Annotated in this window: 15 protein-coding genes; 5 read left to right on the top strand and 10 right to left on the bottom strand. The window is 64.0% G+C overall.

Going from position 1 to position 19,487, the window contains the following annotated elements; translation table 11 throughout:
* Window positions 1-24 precede the first annotated feature (24 nt).
* From JHD73_RS12405 to JHD73_RS12365, 9 genes are all read right to left on the bottom strand, one after another.
* Complete coding sequence (locus tag JHD73_RS12405; RefSeq protein ID WP_199030578.1) at window positions 25-1,581, bottom strand: TolC family protein; 1,557 nt, start codon at window positions 1,579-1,581, stop codon at window positions 25-27.
* Window positions 1,568-3,556, bottom strand: coding sequence for an FUSC family protein (locus JHD73_RS12400; RefSeq protein ID WP_199030577.1), 1,989 nt, complete (start codon window positions 3,554-3,556; stop codon window positions 1,568-1,570). The genes JHD73_RS12405 and JHD73_RS12400 overlap by 14 nt, the downstream gene beginning before the upstream one ends.
* A complete protein-coding gene (gene mdtN, locus JHD73_RS12395; protein WP_199030576.1) occupies window positions 3,537-4,586 on the bottom strand; it encodes a multidrug transporter subunit MdtN in 1,050 nt (349 codons plus the stop codon). Before mdtN ends, JHD73_RS12400 begins: the two co-directional genes overlap by 20 nt.
* The gene (locus tag JHD73_RS12390) at window positions 4,583-4,885 is read right to left on the bottom strand and encodes a hypothetical protein (protein WP_233176921.1); all 303 of its coding nucleotides are present in this window, start codon (window positions 4,883-4,885) and stop codon (window positions 4,583-4,585) included. The genes mdtN and JHD73_RS12390 overlap by 4 nt, the downstream gene beginning before the upstream one ends.
* 138 nt (window positions 4,886-5,023) lie before the next feature.
* On the bottom strand, window positions 5,024-5,815 hold the full coding sequence (eutC, locus tag JHD73_RS12385; protein WP_199030575.1) for an ethanolamine ammonia-lyase subunit EutC: 792 nt from the start codon (window positions 5,813-5,815) through the stop codon (window positions 5,024-5,026).
* Between the two features lie 21 nt (window positions 5,816-5,836).
* Entirely contained in the window at window positions 5,837-7,219 is a 1,383-nt protein-coding gene (locus JHD73_RS12380) for an ethanolamine ammonia-lyase subunit EutB (protein WP_199030574.1), read from the bottom strand.
* Between the two features lie 11 nt (window positions 7,220-7,230).
* Window positions 7,231-8,364: a branched-chain amino acid ABC transporter substrate-binding protein gene (locus JHD73_RS12375; protein ID WP_233176925.1), complete on the bottom strand. Its 1,134-nt coding sequence runs from the start codon at window positions 8,362-8,364 to the stop codon at window positions 7,231-7,233.
* A 118-nt stretch (window positions 8,365-8,482) separates the two neighbouring features.
* Complete coding sequence (locus JHD73_RS12370) at window positions 8,483-9,715, bottom strand: FAD-binding oxidoreductase (RefSeq protein ID WP_199030572.1); 1,233 nt, start codon at window positions 9,713-9,715, stop codon at window positions 8,483-8,485.
* Entirely contained in the window at window positions 9,712-11,094 is a 1,383-nt protein-coding gene (locus tag JHD73_RS12365; RefSeq protein WP_233176924.1) for an amino acid permease, read from the bottom strand. Before JHD73_RS12365 ends, JHD73_RS12370 begins: the two co-directional genes overlap by 4 nt.
* A gap of 325 nt (window positions 11,095-11,419) precedes the next feature.
* Here JHD73_RS12365 and JHD73_RS12360 point away from each other — a divergent pair, with 325 nt between their 5' ends.
* Together JHD73_RS12360 and fliD are read left to right on the top strand one after the other, a co-directional pair.
* Window positions 11,420-12,859: a PLP-dependent aminotransferase family protein gene (locus JHD73_RS12360; RefSeq protein WP_199030571.1), complete on the top strand. Its 1,440-nt coding sequence runs from the start codon at window positions 11,420-11,422 to the stop codon at window positions 12,857-12,859.
* A 155-nt stretch (window positions 12,860-13,014) separates the two neighbouring features.
* Entirely contained in the window at window positions 13,015-15,042 is a 2,028-nt protein-coding gene (gene fliD, locus JHD73_RS12355) for a flagellar filament capping protein FliD (RefSeq protein ID WP_199030570.1), read from the top strand.
* Between the two features lie 8 nt (window positions 15,043-15,050).
* Here fliD and JHD73_RS12350 read toward each other — a convergent pair whose 3' ends face one another.
* Window positions 15,051-15,665, bottom strand: coding sequence for a TetR/AcrR family transcriptional regulator (locus JHD73_RS12350; protein WP_199030569.1), 615 nt, complete (start codon window positions 15,663-15,665; stop codon window positions 15,051-15,053).
* 162 nt (window positions 15,666-15,827) lie between these two features.
* Here JHD73_RS12350 and JHD73_RS12345 point away from each other — a divergent pair, with 162 nt between their 5' ends.
* The 3 genes from JHD73_RS12345 to JHD73_RS12335 form a co-directional block, all read left to right on the top strand.
* Complete coding sequence (locus tag JHD73_RS12345; protein WP_199030568.1) at window positions 15,828-17,129, top strand: alkaline phosphatase family protein; 1,302 nt, start codon at window positions 15,828-15,830, stop codon at window positions 17,127-17,129.
* A 75-nt stretch (window positions 17,130-17,204) separates the two neighbouring features.
* Window positions 17,205-18,455, top strand: coding sequence for a cytochrome-c peroxidase (locus JHD73_RS12340; protein WP_199030567.1), 1,251 nt, complete (start codon window positions 17,205-17,207; stop codon window positions 18,453-18,455).
* Between the two features lie 186 nt (window positions 18,456-18,641).
* Window positions 18,642-19,487 (top strand): alpha/beta fold hydrolase (locus JHD73_RS12335; protein WP_199030566.1); only part of this gene is annotated, 846 nt, incomplete at its 3' end.

The raw sequence follows: 19,487 nt of genomic DNA, 5'->3' as shown, positions 1-19,487 counted from the left end.
ACGGTCTCCGTGCAATGGAGGCCGTCAGCGCGGCGCCGTGTCCTGCGTTGCGCCGATCGCGCCGGTGGCGAGTGCCAGCGTAGCCGCGGCGGTACGCGCACCGCTGTAGCTGTCGACGTAGGCGTTCTTGGCCAGCAGCAACTGGTTCTGCGCCAGCAGTACGTCCGTGATCGCCCCAACGCCGTGGCGATACGCAGCCAGTGCGGCGTCGTACGTCGTCTGGGCCGCCGCCACCAGTGCCTGTGCGGCTTCATGCGAGGCGAGGCTGGTCTGCAGCGTGTTTTGTCCGGCAACGATCTGGCGCACGGCCTCCTGCGTCGTGCGCACGCGCTTGGCCGAGGTGCTTTCGGCATCGTTGCGCGCCTGTGCCAGCACGGCTGAACGCAAACCGCCGTCATACAGCGGAATGGTCACGCCCACGAACGCACCAACGCCATAGCGACTGCCATTGAGGTTGACCGTCGGTGCCTGCTGGCCAACCGGCGGGATGGCCGTGACAGCTGCGCGTCCAGCGTTGTACGACGTGGAAGCCGAGACAAACACCTTGGGCATGAACTCCGATTCCGCCGCCCGGATGCGCGACTGGCTCGCCTTTTCCGCCGCGTAGGCGCTCAGCACATCGGGGCGCCGGGCGATGGCATCCGCGACGATCTGGTCGACCGGCGTGCGCAACGCCGGGTTGAGCGTGCGGATTGGCAAGTCAGCAATCTTCGGCTTGGACAGTGGCGAGATGCCCACCGCAGAAAGCAACGCCAGATACCGGTCGCTCTCTGCCCCCTGCGCCTGGACTTGCGCCAGGTTGGCCTGCGCACGGTTCTGCGTGGCCTGCGCGACTTCGACCACCGTGCCGATTCCCTGCTTGTAGCGTGCCTTGGCGGCCACCAGAATCGCCTCGGCGTTGTTCAGCCCTTGCGCGGCCGTCGCGGCACGGGCGCGCGCCGCTTCATAGGCGTAGAACGCGACAGTCACGTCATAGATGACCTGCTGGTGCACCGCCGTGAAACCGATGTTGGCGGCAACTGAGAGTTGCTCGGCCGCATCCAGGCGCGCTGCGCGGCCACCAAAGTCGAACAATAACCATTGCAGTGACAGCACCGACACCGTTCCATGCACCGTGGTATCGGTGCCAGCCGTGCCAAGCAGCGTCGACGATGAACCATGCCCTGTCTGATACCCGGCCATGGCCGTGGCGGAGAGATACGGCAGATAGGCGCTCTTTGCCATGCCTGCCACCAGCGCCGCATTGCGGGCATCGTTCCACGCAACGCGCGTCAACTGATTGTTCGATTCGGCAACGTCGATCAGCTCGGGCAGCGCATAGGCGTGCGTGGCGTCGAACGTGGCCACCGGCGGGATCACAGCCGCCGCAGTATTGGCCGGCAATGTGTAGCCGCCCTTGACCTCGTTTGAGGGCGTGGGCAGTGCTGGCGCACCGGGGACGATCTCGCCGGTGTCTGTCGTACGCGGCTGCCATGGGCGGTCGGGGCGCTCGGGCGCCATGTCCAGTGCAGACGTCGCACACCCGGCTGTCACGGTAATGGCCAGGCTGAGGAAAACGGCCAACAGATCAGGCTGGCGCATGCGTCAGCAACTCCTTCGATACGGCATCAGGGGTCTCCCGCGCGATACTCGCCAGGCGCTCGTCAGCCAGCGCCAACAGCGCATCGCGCGTGGTATCGGGTGTGGTGATGGCTCCAGTGTCGATCGCAAACTCGCTGATACCGGCACGCTCAGCCACGCTGCGCAATCGTGCTTGCGAGGGCGCATCACCGGGGATGCGCTCGGCGATCAGGAACAACGGACCTTCGAGTGCGTCAAGCTCGACCAGCGCACGGCGGCGCTGTGCAATCCATTCCGGTGCGGGGCGCACCCAGGCGGGTTCGTAGCGGAGCAGCGCAACATTCGCTTCCAGCGCTCCGTGCTGTGACATGGCCTGCGCCGCCAGCGTCCGCCTTTGCCCGGCGCGTGCTGTACGCAGGACGGTCTCCCACTGGCGCAGCAGTGCCGCCAACGCTGCATCTGCCTGGCCGGCAATGCTCACCGGCCAGACCCGCGTGAACATGAGGTACACCACCACATTGCCCAGCAGGATGCCGATGATGCGGTCCCGCGCGATGGTCAGGTCGAACGCGGGCGCCGCACCCTGCAGTACACACAGCAGAAACGCGAAGGCAATTTGGAAACCCGCATACGCAATCCGCGGCGATCCCTGTGCCACCCATGCCGCCAGCCACATGCCCACAAACATCAGCACCATCAGTTCGGTAATGGACGTCATGGCCGGCAGCACCCAGACGATGGTCGCGATGCCCAGCGCCGCCCCGACCAGACAGCCGGTGATGCGCAGCGTCAGCTTTTCAACCGTCTCCGCCGCGCTGCTCAGCGATACCACGTAGCACGTGATGAAGCAGGTGTGAATGCCCGACCAGTCCAACTGCATGTACAGCAGGTAGCAGAACATCGCCGCGGCGGTGGTCTTCAGGACATAGCGCAGGTGGGCTGGGTTGGTGCGTGCGTCTGGCAGTAAGAAGCCTCCACGTGCTTTTGGTGTTGCCGGTTCTGCGGCGGGCTCGCTGTCCACAACGGCAAAGCGGACGATGGCGGATTGCAGCTCCGTTATCACGGCGCTCGCCAGCGGCGGCAGCGTAACGCCAGCAGGCAGGGCCAGTTCGATGTCGACCGGATAGCCGCCCTGCTCAAGCATGTCCGCCATGGCCAGCAGTGTTTCGGCGACCGGCGCGGCAACCGATACAGGCAGGCGTGCCTGCGGTTCGCGCGCCGCCATATCCACCGCCATCAGGATGGCCGTGGTAGACGCCACCGCCTGATGCAGCGCCGCCAGGTCGGCCGCCGAGGTCGATCCCTCCACCTTCGACAGGCGCAACCACGTGGCAATCTGCTGGTTGCCTTCTCGCAGACACGCAGTCAGCGCAGTACGGTCTGCGCCCGGTGCGCCCAGATGTTCGGCGGCCAGGCGCAGGCGCCGGGCCAGCGCCTGGCAAGCCAGCTTGCGTGGCGAGGGCCCCATCAGCAGGTTCACAACGATGACCACCCCAACCGGAATCGCCACCATCAGCCACGCATAGAGCAACGCCCGTGTCGCCAGTTCACCCACCGGCACGATCCCGAGTTCGTCCAGCGCATACCCGACAATCATTGCCAGGATGGCCCCGACCGGGCGGAGCTTGCTGGCCGAGGTCAAAAACAGCAAGCCCACCGACAGCGCGACCATCCATATCACGCGCCACATCGGGTCATCGATACAAAACATGGCGATGACGATGATCAGCCCGAGCACCACCGTCACCAGCAGCAACATGGCGATCGAAAGCACGATGCTCGTCACTCGGTCGGGGCGGATCATGAAGAACACCACGTAGGCCGAGATGGCGGCAAAGGGCGTGCCGTACATGCTCGTAACCAGCGTCGTCAGCGCGCAGATCAGGGCGATGCGGGTGGTGGCCTCCAGCCTGCCGGGCGTGGGCGCCAACAGCCGCAGCACCTCGCCGGGGCGAGGCCACGGCCCGCGTGCCATGTCACCGGCAGGCAGCGCCATGCTTGATCTCGACGATCGCGCTGGCGCCGACCCGCACCAGACTGTCAGCCGGCGCCTCCAGGCGGATGCGCACCGGGAAGCGCTGCGCCACCCGCACCCAGTTCACCGACGGCTGAACGATGGGCAACGTGCGCGGCAGGTTCACCCGATCCGCACCGGAGATGCCGGCGCCAATGCCGTCCACCTTGCCGTGGATGGCCTGGCCACGGTCGATCATGGAATACACCGTGGCGCAGTCGCCCACCTGGATGGCGGAAAGCGTTGTCTCGCGGAAGTTGGCAACGGCAAACCACTCGCCCGCGTGGATGAGCGTGAAGATCGACTGGTTGGGGGCAACGGTCTCGCCTGCCAGCACGGACAGTCCGGTGACCCAGCCATCGTGCGGTGCGCGCACCACGGTATCTTCCAGCGCGTGCTGGGCACGGGCCAGCGCAGCCTCGCGGGCATGCAGCATGGCGATGGCATCCGCCTCGTCACCAATGGTTTGCGCGCTGGCGCGCTTCTGCTCGTTGGCCTGCTGCAGCGAAATGGCGGCGTCACGCTGTGCCACCTGCGCCTGGTCCAGTTGCTGGGTGGGCACGTATCCCTGGGCGGCCAGTGGGGCCAGCCGGTTGACGGTGCGTGAGGCCAGCTCGTAGTTGTAGGCGGCGCGGCTGCTCTGGTCAGACGCGATACTGGCTTTGGAGCGCTCGCCAATCAGCGATCGGCGCCGCGTGTCGAGCGAGGCCTGGGCCAGTTCCACGTCGGCCTGCGCCTGCGCGACGGTCAAGCGATACGGCACGGGATCGATTTCGAACAGCACGTCGCCCTTCTTGACGTGCTGGTTCTCGGTAACAGCCAGCTTGACGATACGACCACCCACCGGCGTGGCAACGTGCACAACATCGGCGTCGATGGTGGCGTCGTCGGTGGAGGGATAGCGCGAGGTGTGGATGTAGGCGTAAACCGCCACTGCCACGCCGATCAGGATGATGACCAGCGCGATCAGGTAGCCGCGCAGCGCGGGTTTGTGCAGGCCGGCCATTTTCATAGGAGGTGCCCCGAGCCGGACAGCCAGACGATGACGGCAATCATGACCCCGATCGCCACGCAGACAGAGAGCTGGAATGGTATCCAGCTTGCCCACCCGGTCATGACGAGCACCCGATGCGCAATCAGCGCACCCGCAGCACCAATCACCCCGCTCAGCAGCCAGAGAGGAAAGTACGCACCAAAGATTGGATACGAAGGCGCACCATGCGCGCTGCAACCTTGAAGCGCCAACCCCAAGCCCGCCAGGGCAGGAGCCAGCAGGACGCGCGTCGGAATGGGCAGGTTTCGGCGTGGCATCGATGTCTCGGCGCCGCCCGCCAGCAAGGTGCTGACTGGCTCGACGAAGGATCAGGGCCGAGTCACTTTATCAGCACACCTTGCTCTTGACCAGTTGTAACAAACCGGCCGCTGCCTTCGGGCACGGGGCGATTCGCCCTATGTATTCAGTTGCGCGGCAGTTGGTGCGGCAATGGCGTTGGTGACGGGGGTGTCGTCCTTCAGATCGATGCCGCTTCGGCCAAGCGCCAGCGCGCCTTTGAGCAGAAAGACGAGTTTGTCCGCCGCTTGGTCATAGCCAAGCCCTGCCGGACGAACGTTCGAGATGCAGTTGCGCTCGGCATCCGTGCGGCCAAGACGCGGCGCATGCGTGAGGTAGATGCCCAGGCTGTCGGGCGAACTCAAGCCCGGCCGCTCGCCGATGAGCATGACCACCTGGCGCGCGCCCAGCAGTTCGCCAATTTCATCGCCCAACGCCACGCGGGATTGCTCCGCGATGACGACGGGGCCAATCGACCAGTCCGCCGGCAAGCGCTCGCGCACACTGCGCAGGAGCTGCACGCCGTGGCTCTGTGCTGCGAGTGCGGACAGACCGTCGGCAATCACGAAGACGGTATCGAACGGGTTGGCTGGTCGTGCCGCAGCAAGGCTTGCGCGGCTGGCGTCGCTCAGCCGTCGGCCAAGATCCGGCCGGCACAGATACTGGGCCCGGTCTGCGGCTGCGCTATGCACGGCCAGGCTGGCGAAGCCCGCTTGCGCAAGCGAGGCTGCCACGGCTGAACCGTCGAGCGGCTGGTGCACGGCATCGCGCGCTTGTGCGTGCGCCAGGCCGAAAGCGAGCACCGCGTCCGTGGTCTGGCTGTTGCCGACCCGGCCCAGTGCGATGCGCGCGTCGGTAAACGCCCGCAAGTGCGCCCAGGGATTGGATTGAACGAGATTGTGCGTCGGCATATCCGGGGGCTCGTGTGGCATTTACAGCGTGTGTGCCAACTGCAGCAACGGCTGGCGTGCAGTGGCGTCTTGCAGGCGGCCGGCCATATCGACAATACCCATGCTTTGCAGCCAGGCCTCAAACTCCGGCGCCGGCCGCAAACCCAGTGTATCGCGCAGGTAAAGCGCGTCATGAAACGACGTGCTCTGGTAGTTCAGCATGATGTCGTCGGCGCCCGGCACCCCCATGATGAAATGAATGCCAGCCACGCCAAACAGCGTCAGCAGTGTGTCCATGTCGTCCTGGTCAGCTTCGGCGTGGTTGGTATAGCAGACATCGCAGCCCATCGGCAGGCCCATCAGCTTGCCGCAAAAGTGGTCTTCCAGCCCGGCACGGATGATCTGCTTGCCGTCGTACAGGTACTCGGGCCCGATGAAGCCAACCACCGTATTGACCAACAGCGGCGAGAACGGCCGCGCAACCGCGTACGCACGTGCCTCCATGGTCTGCTGGTCGACGCCGTGGTGTGCGTTGGCCGACAGCGCGCTGCCCTGCCCGGTTTCGAAGTACATCACGTTGTTGCCGACGGTTCCACGCGCCAGGCTTTGCGCGGCATCGTGCGCCTCCGCCAGCAGCGCCAGGCTGATGCCAAACCCCGCGTTGGCCTGTTCACTGCCCGCGATGGATTGGAACACCAGATCCACCGGTGCACCCTGCGCGATGGCACGCACCGTATTGGTAACGTGGGTTAGCACGCAGGATTGCGTGGGGATGGCATAACGCCCACGCAGCTCATCGATCAATTGCAGCAACGAGACAATGGCACCCAGGTTATCGGTGGCCGGGTTGATACCGATGGTCGCATCGCCGCAGCCATAGAGCAGGCCATCGATGATGGACGCGGCAATGCCCTTTGGATCGTCCGTGGGGTGATTGGGTTGCAGCCGGACCGACAACCGGCCGGGCAAGCCGATGGTATTGCGAAAGCGCGTGACCACACGGCACTTGCGAGCGACGGCAATCAGATCCTGATTGCGCATCAGCTTGCTGACCGCCGCGGCCATCTCCGGCGTGACACCGGGCGCTACGTTTGCCAGGGCCGCACTGTCGGTCTCCTGCAGGAGCAGCCAGTTGCGGAATTCCCCAACCGTGAGTGACGCGATGGGTTTGAAGGCCTGTGCGTCGTGGCTGTCCAGAATCAAACGCGTGACCTCGTCGTCCTCATAAGGCACGAGCGCTTCATTGAGGAAAACCGACAGCGGCACGTCGGCCAGTGCCATGCGCGCGGCCATGCGTTCGGCCTCGCTGGTGGCGGCCAGGCCGGCAAGGTAATCACCCGAGCGCGCCGGGCTGGCCTTGGCCAGCAGCGTCTTCAGATCGTTGAACACATGGCGCTGTGTGCCGACTGCATGGGCAAAGTGCATGATGGGATACGTTAGCTACCGTTGGCGCCGATGGTCTTCACGCTGATCCAGCGGCTTTGCTTCACCTCGAATAGCGTGTAAGGCGGCTTGATCAGATCGCCATACGGGTCGAAGACGATCTTGCCCGTCACACCGTTGATGTTGACCTTGGCCAGGCTCGCGGTAATGCGTTGACGATCCAGCGAATTGGCATCATGAACTGCCTTGAGCATCGCCAGCGCCGCGTCGTAGGCGAATGGTGCATACAACTCGACGTCTTGATTAAAGCGCGCCTTGTAACGCTTGGCAAAGTCCTGTGCCGCCGGCAACTGGTCAAGTGCTGGGCCGGGTTCCAGATCTTGGGTACCCTCCCCGTCCGGGCCGGCAATCTGCAGGAACGTATTGCTCTTGAGCGCGCCGGCGCCAAATAGCAGCGTCTTCAGGCCAAGTTGGCGCATCTGTTTGACCAGCATCGCCCCCTGTGCGTCCAGACCACCGAAGAACAGCACATCGACATCCTTGCTCTTCATGCGCGTGAGGATGGCGCGAAAATCCACCGCCTTGTCGTTGGTGTACTCGCGCGCAACGATGTTGCCCTTGGCCTCTTTCACGCCCTTTTCAAAGGCATCGGACAAGCCCTGCCCAAAAGCGGTGCGGTCGTCGATGATGCCAATGCGGCGAGCCTTGAGCTGCTCGACTGCGTAATGTCCACCCACCACACCGCCGATACCGTCATGCCCCATGGTGCGGAACACGTTCTTGAAGCCCTGCCTGGTGAGTTCTGGGTTGGTTGACCCCGGGGTGATCATCGCCAGGCCGGCTTTCTGGTAGACCCCGGAAGCCGGGATGCTGCAACCGGAGTTATAGTGCCCGATCACGCCCACCACGCCTTCGTCGTCCAGCTTCTGTGCGACTTGAACAGCGATACGTGGGTCGGACTGGTCGTCTTCGGCCACCAGCACGAACTTGACCGGTTTGCCGCCAATGGTTGGATGCCTGGCGTTCTCTTCATCAAGCGCGAGTTGCGCACCGTACTGCAGATCCTTGCCGACCCGCGCGGCGGGCCCGGTGAGCGGCCCCGCAAAGCCAATCTTGACAACATCAGGGTCGGCCGCCCGGACAGCCGGTACAAGACACATCTGGGCGGTCAGGGCACAAGCCAGCATGGTCAACCGGACCAGCATCAAATTGCGGTGATTCATGGTGAGCACCTCTTCGTGGTTGCCGCTCTTGCCTGGAAAACCAACCTGATGCGCGGCGGATCATGGTCGTTCATGTTCAATGTCAAAAGCGCGTCGGCCGATATGGCGTCAGCTCAAGCGCTGACGGTCTTCCCGCAATCAGATCGGCGACGATGCGCCCGCTGATGCCAGCCAGCGTCAGGCCCAAATGCTGGTGACCGAACGCATAGACCACATGCTTGCTGGCACGGGCATGGCCGAGCACAGGCAGGCCGTCGGGCAGCGTGGGGCGGAAACCCAGCCAACTGCTGTCTGGCTGCTGGAGATTGGGCAGCGCGCACCGGGAAGCCGCGGTCAGCAGATTCAGCAGTGCGCGGTTGTGCTCTGGGCTGAAGCCACCAAGCTCAACCGTACCTGCCACACGGATGCCGTCCTGCATTGGCGTCATATAGAAGCCCCGCTCTGCCCAGCCCACCGGTCGGGAAATCAAATCCGCCGCACCGGAATAACGGATGTGATAGCCGCGCTCGGTATCGAGCGGCACCGCGTTGCCGCATTGCTTTGCAAACGCCGCGGATCGCGCACCCGCGGCCACTACGACGTGATCGAACTCGCGTACACCCTCGCCTTCCAGGTGCAGCGTGGCGCCGGCGGAGTTCGGGCTGATGGCCCTGACCGTCTGGCGCTTCAGCGTCAGCCCTTGTGGGGCAAGGTGCTCAAACAGTGCTTGCAGAAAACCGCTTGGATTGGAGAAGTGCCAGCTTCCCGAGAACAGCACACCGCGCTCGAAGATTGGCGCGAGATTGGGCTCCAATTGGCGGATACCTGCGGTATCGAGCACGTCGAACGGCACACCCAGCGCGCGTCGCAGCGCCAGCGATGGCTCGGCTGCCTGGAACGAAGCCGCGCTCGAGTACAGATACAAGCACTCACGCGGCCGCACGAACTGCGCCAGCGCGGGCGCCGCGAGCAGCGGTTCATAACCGGCCTGTGCCTGCCCGAGCAGCGCCGCCAGGGCACGAACACTGTGCTCATAGCGCTGTGGCAGCGAGTTGCGCAGAAAGCGCGCCAGCCACGGTGCCAGCATCGGCAGATACCCCCAGCGCAGCCGCAACGGGCTATCGCTTGACAGCAGAAAGCGCGGCAGCGAACCAAACACCGAGGGGTTGTTGACCGGAATACAAGCGTATGGCGCAAACGTGCCGGCATTTCCGTATGAGGCGCCTTGCGCAACGCCGGTCGGGTCGAACAACGTCACGCGATGTCCGTCACGCATCAACCAGGCCGCGCTTGCCATGCCGATGAAGCCGGCGCCGATCACTGCCACGCGCTTCATTGCTGTACGCCTCCGAGCGCTGCCGAGGGGCGTGCCAAACGGTAGCCGGTGGCACAGTCCACCGCGGATGCACGCCGCCGCGCCAGCAACTGATAGGCAATCAGTGCGACCGCCAAGCTGGCAAGGCTCGCCATCAGCTGGGGCCGCAGCACCGGGTCTGCCCCCATCGCCACGAGTACGCCGACAATGGTCGCCACGACGGCATACGACAACCACGGGAACAGCCACATGCGCAGCGTCAAGCGGCCGGGGTCGGTGGCTTCCACTCGGCGCCGCAACACGATCTGCGACACGGCAATCGCCAGGTAGACAAACAGCATGATGGCGCCGGAAGCATTCACCAGCGTCAGGAATACGCCCTGCGGCGAGGCGATGGCCGCAATGACGGCGGCATACCCCACCACACTGCTCAACAGCACGCCCAGGCGCGGCACCTTGTTTGCCGACAGTTTCATCAGTGCGCGAGGTGCGTCACCGCGTTCAGCCAGCCGGAACAGAATCCGCGACGATACATAGAGCCCCGAATTGAGTGCGGACAGCACGGCCACCAGCACTACCGCATTCATGATGTCCGCGGCGCCCGGCACATGCATGGTCTGCAGTGCCAGCACGAATGGAGACTCGCCCACCTTGATGCTGGCCCACGGCAGAACGCACGCAATGACGACCAGCGAGCCGACATAGAACGTGATCACTCGCAGGATCACCGTTCGTGTCATGGCGGCCACGCTCTTGCCAGGGTCATCGGATTCGGCTGCGGCTATGGTGGCGATTTCCGCGCCGCCCACGGCAAAGATTACGGTGGGAACGCCCGCGATGATCGCCATCGCGCCAAATGGCAGGAAACCCCGATCACCGGTCAGGTGTGCGGCGATTTGGTGCCCCGACGAATCGCCGAACAAATAGCCAACACCCACGCCAATGAACACGATGATGGCCGCCACCTTGATCGAGGCAAACCAATATTCAAACTCACCGTACGACTTGACCGACATCAGGTTCACGGCTGTCAGCGCGGTCAGCAAGGCCAGCCCGATCACCCACACCGGCAACGGAATCCATCGTTGCAGGATGGCGCCACCGGCCACTGCCTCCACGGCCACGACGATCACCCAGAAGTACCAATAGAGCCAACCGTTGGTGAACCCGGCCCAGTTGCCGAGGCCAAGCCGCGTGTATTCGGTAAACGAGCCAATGCCCGGATGGGCCAACGCCATTTCGCCAAGCATGCGCATGACGAATAGCACCACAATGCCGGCCAGCAGGTAGCTGAGAAAGGCGCCCGGCCCCATGGCGCTGATGGTGGCACTGCTGCCGACAAACAGGCCGGCGCCAATGATGCCGCCCAATGAAATCATGGTCACGTGGCGTTGGCGCAGGGCTTTGCCGAGGTTCTGGTGCGAGGGGGTGGCGCGGCCCTGAGGCCGGGGGGATGCAAGGGGTGGTCTGGGCACAACTGTCTCCTTCTTGATCGACTTGCCGGTGGGCCGGCGTGCGAATAATGTTCACACAAAAAATATTTGTCATCAATCATATTGAGTTTGTGTGGACGTAGGTATTTTCACTGAGGAGACGATTGTGCGGCCCCTGCCACTGCACAACATGTGGCTAGGCTGACTGCGATGGCTTATCATCGCTTCCACGCCCGCGCTTATGGGCGCAGCAGGGACTGCCGCGGCAGGTTTGTACGGAGATTTGAGACGCATGGAAACCGGCATTAGCCACACAAACGATCCACTAGACATCCAGACAAAAGGACCGTCGGGACGAAGTGCGCCCTATCTCGAAGTGTCACGAGGCTTGGAAGAGAAAATCCGTAGCGGTTTCTACCCGACTGGCAGCCGTCTGCCGCCGCAGCGTGATCTGGCCAATGAGCTTGGTATCAACGTGTCGACGGTGTCGCGCGCATATAAGGAGTTGCAGGCGCGCGGGCTGATCGTGGCCAGCAAGCGCCGCGGCTCGATCGTGACCGGCGGCGCCATGCCTAAGGTGGCCGCAGGTCTCGCGCCTCTTCTTCCTGGCGCGGCGCAGGACACCTCTGTCGGGCCCATCGACCTGACTGTCAATCGCCCCGCCACGGGTGAATTCGTTGCCCGACTGGCGCAGGCCATGGGCACCATCACGCGTGACTCACGCTTTGCGCAGACGCAGGAGTATCAGCCACCGCAAGGCCCGGACTGGGCACGCGCAGCCGGTGCGCAATGGATGGCGACCACTGGTTTTACGCCCTCGGTTGACAATATCGTAGTGACCAGTGGTGCGCAGCACGGCCTTTACGCTGTGCTCAGCAGTCTGATGGGCCACGACGGCGTGATCCTGTCGGATCAGCTCACCTACTACGGGCTCAAGGCGCTGGCGCCCGTGTTCCAGTTTGAAATCATCGGCATTCCCAGCGATGAGGAAGGACTGCTGCCCGGGCCGCTCGAAGAGGCTTGCCAGCGCTCGCGCGTCAAGGCGATCTTCACGGTCCCGAACCTGCAGAACCCCACCGTCGTCACGATGAGTCTGGCGCGACGCCTCGCGTTGGTTGAAATCGCACGGCGCCATCACGTGCCGATCATCGAAGACGATGTTTACGGCCCGTTGTTGCGCTCGCGCCTGCCGACCATCGCCAGCCTGTGCCCTGAACTCACGTTCCATGTCACCTCCACTTCGAAGGTGCTGGCGCCGGGTCTGCGAGTGGGTTACGTGCTGACGCCGCCAAACGGCGCCGCGTTGGCCGCCGAGGCCGTGCGCACCACGGCCTGGATGCCGGCACCGCTTTCCATGCTGATCGCCACGCGCTGGATTGAGGACGGTACTGCGCAGGCGATTCTGGACGCACAGCGCACCGAGTTGGCGGTGCGGCAGCAACTGGCGCAGGAACTGCTGCCCAAAGACCTGCTCAATAGCGATCCCGCCTGCATGTTTGTGTGGTTGCGGGTGCCTGAGCCTTGGCGCTCCGACGATTTTGCTGCCAATGCGCAGGCGCGCGGGGTCAACACCATGCCCGCGTCGGCTTTTGCCGTGGATCGAGCCACGACGGAGCACGGCGTGCGTATCAATCTGGCGTGCGCGGCCTCCCGTGAGCAACTGGTCAGGGCACTGAAAGTTCTTGCGCAAACGCTGCGAGATCGGCCCCGGGCCTTGTTTGGAACAATCTGACCCTCGCTCCGGCCGGCGCTCCTTCTGATTTCTTTCGGTTTCCTGATGAAACCCGCCCCAAAAACCCTGCCTAGACAGGGTCTGCTCTAAAGAAGTGCGCTTTTCGGCCGTCACATTGTGAAGAAACAACCGTTTGCGCGCGCGCGTTCTCACTCATGGCGACGACCAGCACCTATATCCCACCGATCTCCATCCCGGGCATCGGCACGAACATCGACGTCAACAACCTGGTCACCAAGCTGATGCAGGCTGAAGGCAAGGGGATGACGGTTCACCAGAACCAGCAGAAGGTCTTCCAGACACAGCTTTCTGCGGTAGGTTCGCTCAAAAGCGCGCTGTCGACCTTTCAGACAGCGATGGCCAACCTGACCACTGCCGATACCTTCAGCGGCATGAAGGCCAGCGGGCACGACACGTCGATTCTGAACGTCAACGTGGGTAGCACAGCGCCGTCGGGCACCTACAACATCAAGGTGACGCAGCTTGCGCAAGCGCAGGTGCTGAGCGCGCAGGGCCAAGCGTCCAATAAGACACCCATCGGCAGCGGGACGCCCACCACGATCTCGTTCTCGTTCGGCACGGTGTCGGGCGGCACCTTCGCCAACGGCAAGTACACCGGCGCCACGTTTGCGCAAAACGGCAACCTGGCCGGCGGCTCCATCAAGATCGACGCCTCCAACAACACGCTATCGGGCATCCGAGACGCCATCAACTCGGCCAACCTGGGCGTGTCGGCAAGCATCATCAATGACGGCAGCGGCAACCCGTACCGTCTGGTGCTGACCTCCACTGCCGGAGGCGCCAATTCGGAGATGAAGATCTCGGTGTCCGGGGATTCGACACTGCAGTCGCTGCTGGCCCACGACCCGGCCGGCACGCAAAACATGACCGAAGTGGCCACGGGCCAGAACGCCTTGGCCAACGTCAACGGCATTGACGTGCAAAGCCCCACCAACACGCTCACGGATGTGGTGGATGGCACGTCGTTTACGCTATCCAAGACTGGCAACACGACCGTGACGGTCGGCAACGATGCAGGACAGGCCAGCCAGTCGGTGCTCAATTTCGTCAAGGCTTACAACGCACTGCGCATCCAGCTCAATTCGCTGACCAAGTTCGATACCGCCAACGCTGCCAACAATGGTCCGCTGGCCGGAGACGTCAGCACCAAGGCGCTCATCAACCAGGTGACGGACGTGCTGGGCCAAGGGATTGGCAATGGCGCGTTTCAATCGCTGGGCAGCATTGGCGTGACGATGGACAAGGAGGGCACGCTGTCGATCGACGACAGCAAACTCACGGCCGCCCTCAAGAAATCTCCCGCCCAGGTGGCAGCCCTGTTTGCCGGCACCGGTACGGCCACGGATTCAATGCTCAAGGTCTCGGCCTTTTCCAAGACCACGCAGGCCGGCAACTACGCCATCAACGTCACGCAACTGGCCACACAGGGCTCGCTTCAGGGCTCAGCACCGGCCAACACAACGATCCAGAGCGGGGTGAACGACAGCCTGTCTGTCACGCTCAGTGGTATCACCACCAACATCAAGGTGCCGGCCGGCAGCTACACGCCGCAGAGTCTGGCCGCCCAGGTGCAGAGCCAGATCAATGCATCCCCCGATCTGCAAAAGGCCAAGGTGGATGTCGCGATCACGGCCGATGCCAACGGCGTGCTGACCTTCACTGACCGGCAATACGGTTCGATGTCGACGGTGTCGGTGTCAGGCAATGGCGCGGCGTCGTTGCTGGGTGGCAGCCCCGCTGCCACGGCCGGGCGCGACGTGCAGGGCACCATCAATGGCGTGGCAGCCACCGGCTCCGGGCAGAACCTGTACGGCGCCAACGGCTCCGCAGCCGATGGCCTGGTCGTGCAGGTGATGGGCGGCGCGCTGGGGGATCGCGGCAGCGTGACAGTTCAGCGTGGATACGCCGCGCAGTTGCACACCGTATCGACCAATCTGCTGGCCGACAAAGGCATGGTGCAGAACGCCACCGATGCCATCAACAGCTCGCTCACTTCGCTGTCCAAGCAGATGACGCAGATGCAGCGCCAGTTGGACGCCAAGCAGGCGCTCTACTACGCGCAGTTCAACGCGCTATCGAAAGTCGTTGCCGGCATGACGAACACCAGCACTTACCTGACGCAGCAATTGGCGATGCTGCAGAAGCAGCGTACGGGCGGCTGACGCACCGACTAAGTAGTCCGTTGCGTGGTGCCCGCATGACCGATGCGGGCCAGCGCCACTTTCAGCTCCGGCGGCGGCGTGAGCTGGGCGAGCAGCCATTGCACAGCGTCGGCCAGTTCGTCCCGGTTGTAGTCGGCGGCAAAGCTGTGCAGCGTTGCGCCGTGCAGGAACAGGCGCAGCGCCAGCAACTCAGGTTGCGGCGGGCCATTCGGGTCTTGCCCAAACAGTCGCTCAGGCACGGTCGCCAGCAGGGGCCCGACTGCCTGGGCCAACCGTTCGTCACCGCGCGACGCCATCCACACTTCCAGAATGGCCAGCGACGTATGCCGTTGGCGCCGCTGCACCAGCATGTGCAACATCAGGTGCATCCGCACACTGGCCGATAGCGGCCCCAGCGCCGCCAGTTGCGCCACTTCGCGCTCCAGCAGCGATGCCACCATCGCCGGCAGCAAGTCGTACCTCCCCTCTGGAAACTGATGTCGCAATGAGCCCCGGCTGATGCCGGCGAGCTCACACACCCGTGCCTCGCCGAAGGCTGCGTAGCCCTGCTCGATCAGCAATTGGGTGGCGGCGTCGATGAGTGCCTGCCGTGTGGCGGTGGTGCGTTCTGCTTGGGTGGCCATGGACGCAATTGTAAATAAGTCCGCCCGTGATACCGCTTATTGCGGGCAGCACACGGCATTTTTGTCACAAAACAAACATACAAGTTTGTTTATATCTTGCGCGCACCGGTGGACCGAGCCAAAGCGCCGGCGCGCCATACCCACAAGATAAGGACAATGTCGATGTTCAAGCTTCCCCGAGCGGGCTGGCTGGCGGCCTCATGCGCGGCCGTTGCCACCGCACTCCTCGTCGCGGCCTGCGGTACCGGCGATGGTGGCAACACCAGCACCACTGCCGCCGCTCCCGCGCCTACCCCGGCGGCGCCTGCCCCCAAGACCATCCAGTCGATCAAGCACGTGTTTGTGATCACGCTGGAAAACCAGAACTACGCGACCACGTTTGCCGCCAACTCCAAGGCGCCTTACCTCTCGCAAACGCTGGTGAGCCAGGGCGCGCACCTGCAGCAGTACTACGGCACCACGCACGTGAGCCTGGGCAACTACGTCGCCATGTTGAGCGGCCAGGCCGTCACGCCCGATACGCAGATGGACTGCCAGGTCTACAAAGACTTTGCCCTCTCCGGCATGGCTGACCACGGCCAGGCTATCGGCACGGGCTGCGTGTACCCCGCTTCCATCAAGACGCTGCCGGACCAGCTCAAGGCCGTGGGCCTGACCTGGAAGGGCTACATGGAAGACATGGGCAACGACCCCACGCGAGAGTCTGCCACCTGCGGTCACCCGACGCTGAACACGCAGGACAAGACGCAGTCTGCACAGGCCGCGACAGCTGGCGGCACGCCGGCTGACCAGTACGCCACGCGCCACAACCCGTTTGCGTACTTCCACTCGATCATCGACTCGCCGGACTGCGCAACCAACGTGGTCAACCTGAACGGCCTGGCGGCGGATCTGCAGTCGATCAACACCACCGCCAACTTCACTTTCATCACGCCCAACCTGTGCAACGACGGCCACGATTTGCCGTGCGTGACGGGTGCGCCGGGCGGGCTGGTGTCGGCGGATGCGTTCCTGCAGAAGTGGGTGCCGCTGATCATGGCGTCGCCGGCGTATCAGCAAGACGGCCTGCTCATCATCAACTTTGATGAGAGCGCCTATGCCTCGCAGGCGATGGATACGACCACCACGCCGCCAACGCTCACCATGACCTTCACCGGCCAGACCTGCTGCAACCAGCAACCGGGCCCGAACGTGACGTTCCCGATCACGCAGAGCTTCCCGGCATCGGTGTCGCACTACCCGTACAACATCAACCTGGTGACGCAGAGCCACGGTGGTGACCGCACGGGCGCGGTGCTGCTCTCGCCGTTCATCAAGCCGGGCACGGTATCGACCACGCAATACAACCACTACGCATTGCTCAAGACGCTGGAAGACATCTTTCAGGTGGGCGGCTACCTTGGCTATGCAAGCCAGGAAGGCCTGCAGTCGATGGGCAGCGATGTGTTCACCAACTTTAACTAACCTTTGATCTGCTGCGGCTTTGCCGCTAGGCAGATGTGGCCGCCCGGGTTCGCGCCCTGGCGGTTTGTCGTTTCCATGACTGCTTTCACTGCACCTTTAAGGCGCCTGGGCATGGTGGCTGGCGCCCTGCTCCTGGCCCTGCTGGCTGGTTGCCAACAGAAAGACGCCCCCTCCGCCAATATCGCGCAGACCGTCCGCATGCCGGATGCCGCCACGCTGGCGCAACTGGGCAAAGCGATGTTCTTCGATCCATCGCTGTCGGCCTCGGGCCGGCAATCTTGCGCAAGCTGCCACGACCCCGCCCACGGATACGGGCCGCCCAATGCATTGGCGGTGCAGCTTGGCGGGCCGAATCTGGACCGCCAAGGCAAGCGTGCCACGCCCAATCTGACCTACACGCTCAATCAGACGCCGATCTGGCACAAGGTGCAGGCGGCCAGCCTGACCGAGCGATTGACCGAAACCGATAGCCCGCCCACCGGCGGCCTGATGTGGGATGGCCGTTTCAACTCGCTGCGCGATCAGGCTGCCGGGCCGATGCTCGATCCGGACGAAATGGCCAACGAGAGCCGCGCAGCCGTGGTGGAAAAACTCAAGCGCGCGCCCTATGCCGAGGCTTTCCGCGCGGCGTTCGGCGCAGGCGCGTTCGACAACCCGGATCAAGCGTTTGACCACGCCATGCGCGCGCTGGAACGCTTTGAGCTGGACGACTCAAGCTTCCACCGCTACGACAGCAAGTTCGATGCGTACCTGGACGGCAAGGCAGCACTGAGCCCCGACGAGCAGCGCGGTCTCCAACTCTTCGCCAGCCCCGACAAGGGCAACTGCGCGTCGTGCCACCTGATCGCCAAGGGCGCCGACGGCTCGCATCCGCTGCTGACCGACTATCAGTTCGCCGTGCTCGCCGTGCCGCGCAACCCGGAGATTGGCGTCAATGCTGATCCGCTCTACTACGACCTTGGCCTGTGCGGCCCGAAGCGGCAGGATCAGGCACACCAGACGGCGTACTGCGGCATGTTCAAGACACCAAGCCTGCGCAATACCGCCAAGCGCGGCGCGTGGTTCCACAACGGTCGGATGCACAGCCTGGAAGATGCGGTGCGCTTCTATGTGGAGCGCGACCTGAAGCCCGCGAAGTGGTACAGCCGCGATGCCGGCGGCAAGACCATCGCCTATGACGATCTGCCGCCCGCCCTGCGCGGCAACATCGACGATGTGGACCCGCCGTTCAACCGCCGTGCCGGAGACAAACCTGCGCTGAACGACCAAGAGATCCGCGACGTGGTGGCATTCCTGAAAACGCTGAACGATGGGTATCAGCCATGACTGCGACAGACTGAGGCCGGTCTAGCGGGGTATCGCCGTGCACATCAGGTCGGTTGATGTCACATTCGCCACGGCCAATCCGTCATCAGGGTGTCGTGTCGCCCGTGGCGCGGCAAGCGAAGATGTGGCTGGCCTCAGGCATGTGGTTGGTCGCATTACATCAACCAACCTGATCCGCCTGTCCCGATGACCCTCTCCCTTGACGCCTCCTCCACGCCTGCGCGCCGGTGGTCAACCAGCCTGCGCATCGCCGCTGCCACGCTCGGCAGCCTGATCGCGCTTGCCGCAGGCGGCTGCGCCTGGCAGTACCAGCAGGAGGCCGCCGCCGCGCACACGGCCCCAGGCCAACGCGTGCAGATCGGTGACCGGCATCTGCATCTGTACTGCACCGGCCAGGGGGCACCAACGCTGGTGCTCGAAGCCGGCATGGCAGGCTGGTCACAGGATTGGGCCTGGGTTCAGGACGGCCTGGCAGCCGGCGGGCGTGTCTGCAGTTATGACCGTGCCGGCTATGGCTGGTCGGATGCGGCACCTGCACCGCGCCTCGGCATGCAGGCGGTTGACGATTTGCGGCGTGCCCTGCTTGCTGCGGGCGAAGCGCCTCCCTGGCTGCTGGCAGGTCACTCGATGGGCGGCCTGTTGGTCGGCATGCACGCGCGCGCCTACCCGGCAGATGTAGCCGGCCTGGCGTTTATCGACGCGGTTGGGCGCGACTATGCTGCGCAGTTCCCTCCCGATCGTTATGCCCGATTCCGGGCAGACCTCGGCCGCCTGCTTGCACTGAGCGATACGCTGGCGCCGCTGGGGGTGCTGCGATTGACCAACCAGCCGGCCTCGCTCATTGCCCAGCGCCTGCCGGACGCGCAGCGTGCCAGTGCGGTTGGCTGGTCATTTTCGGCGCGCCACTACCGGACCCTGCGAGATGAGAATGCCGGCTTCGATGCCGTGTTGGAGCAGGCGCGTGCGCTGCCGCCCTTGCCCGCGGTACCGACCGTGGTGCTCAGCAGCGCGGTGATGCGCGACTTCCCGGCT

The sequence above is a fragment of the Ralstonia sp. ASV6 genome, assembly GCF_016429285.1.
In the GTDB taxonomy this organism is placed as follows: Bacteria; Pseudomonadota; Gammaproteobacteria; order Burkholderiales; family Burkholderiaceae; genus Ralstonia; species Ralstonia flaminis.
This window is presented reverse-complemented; position numbering and strand designations above follow the sequence as displayed.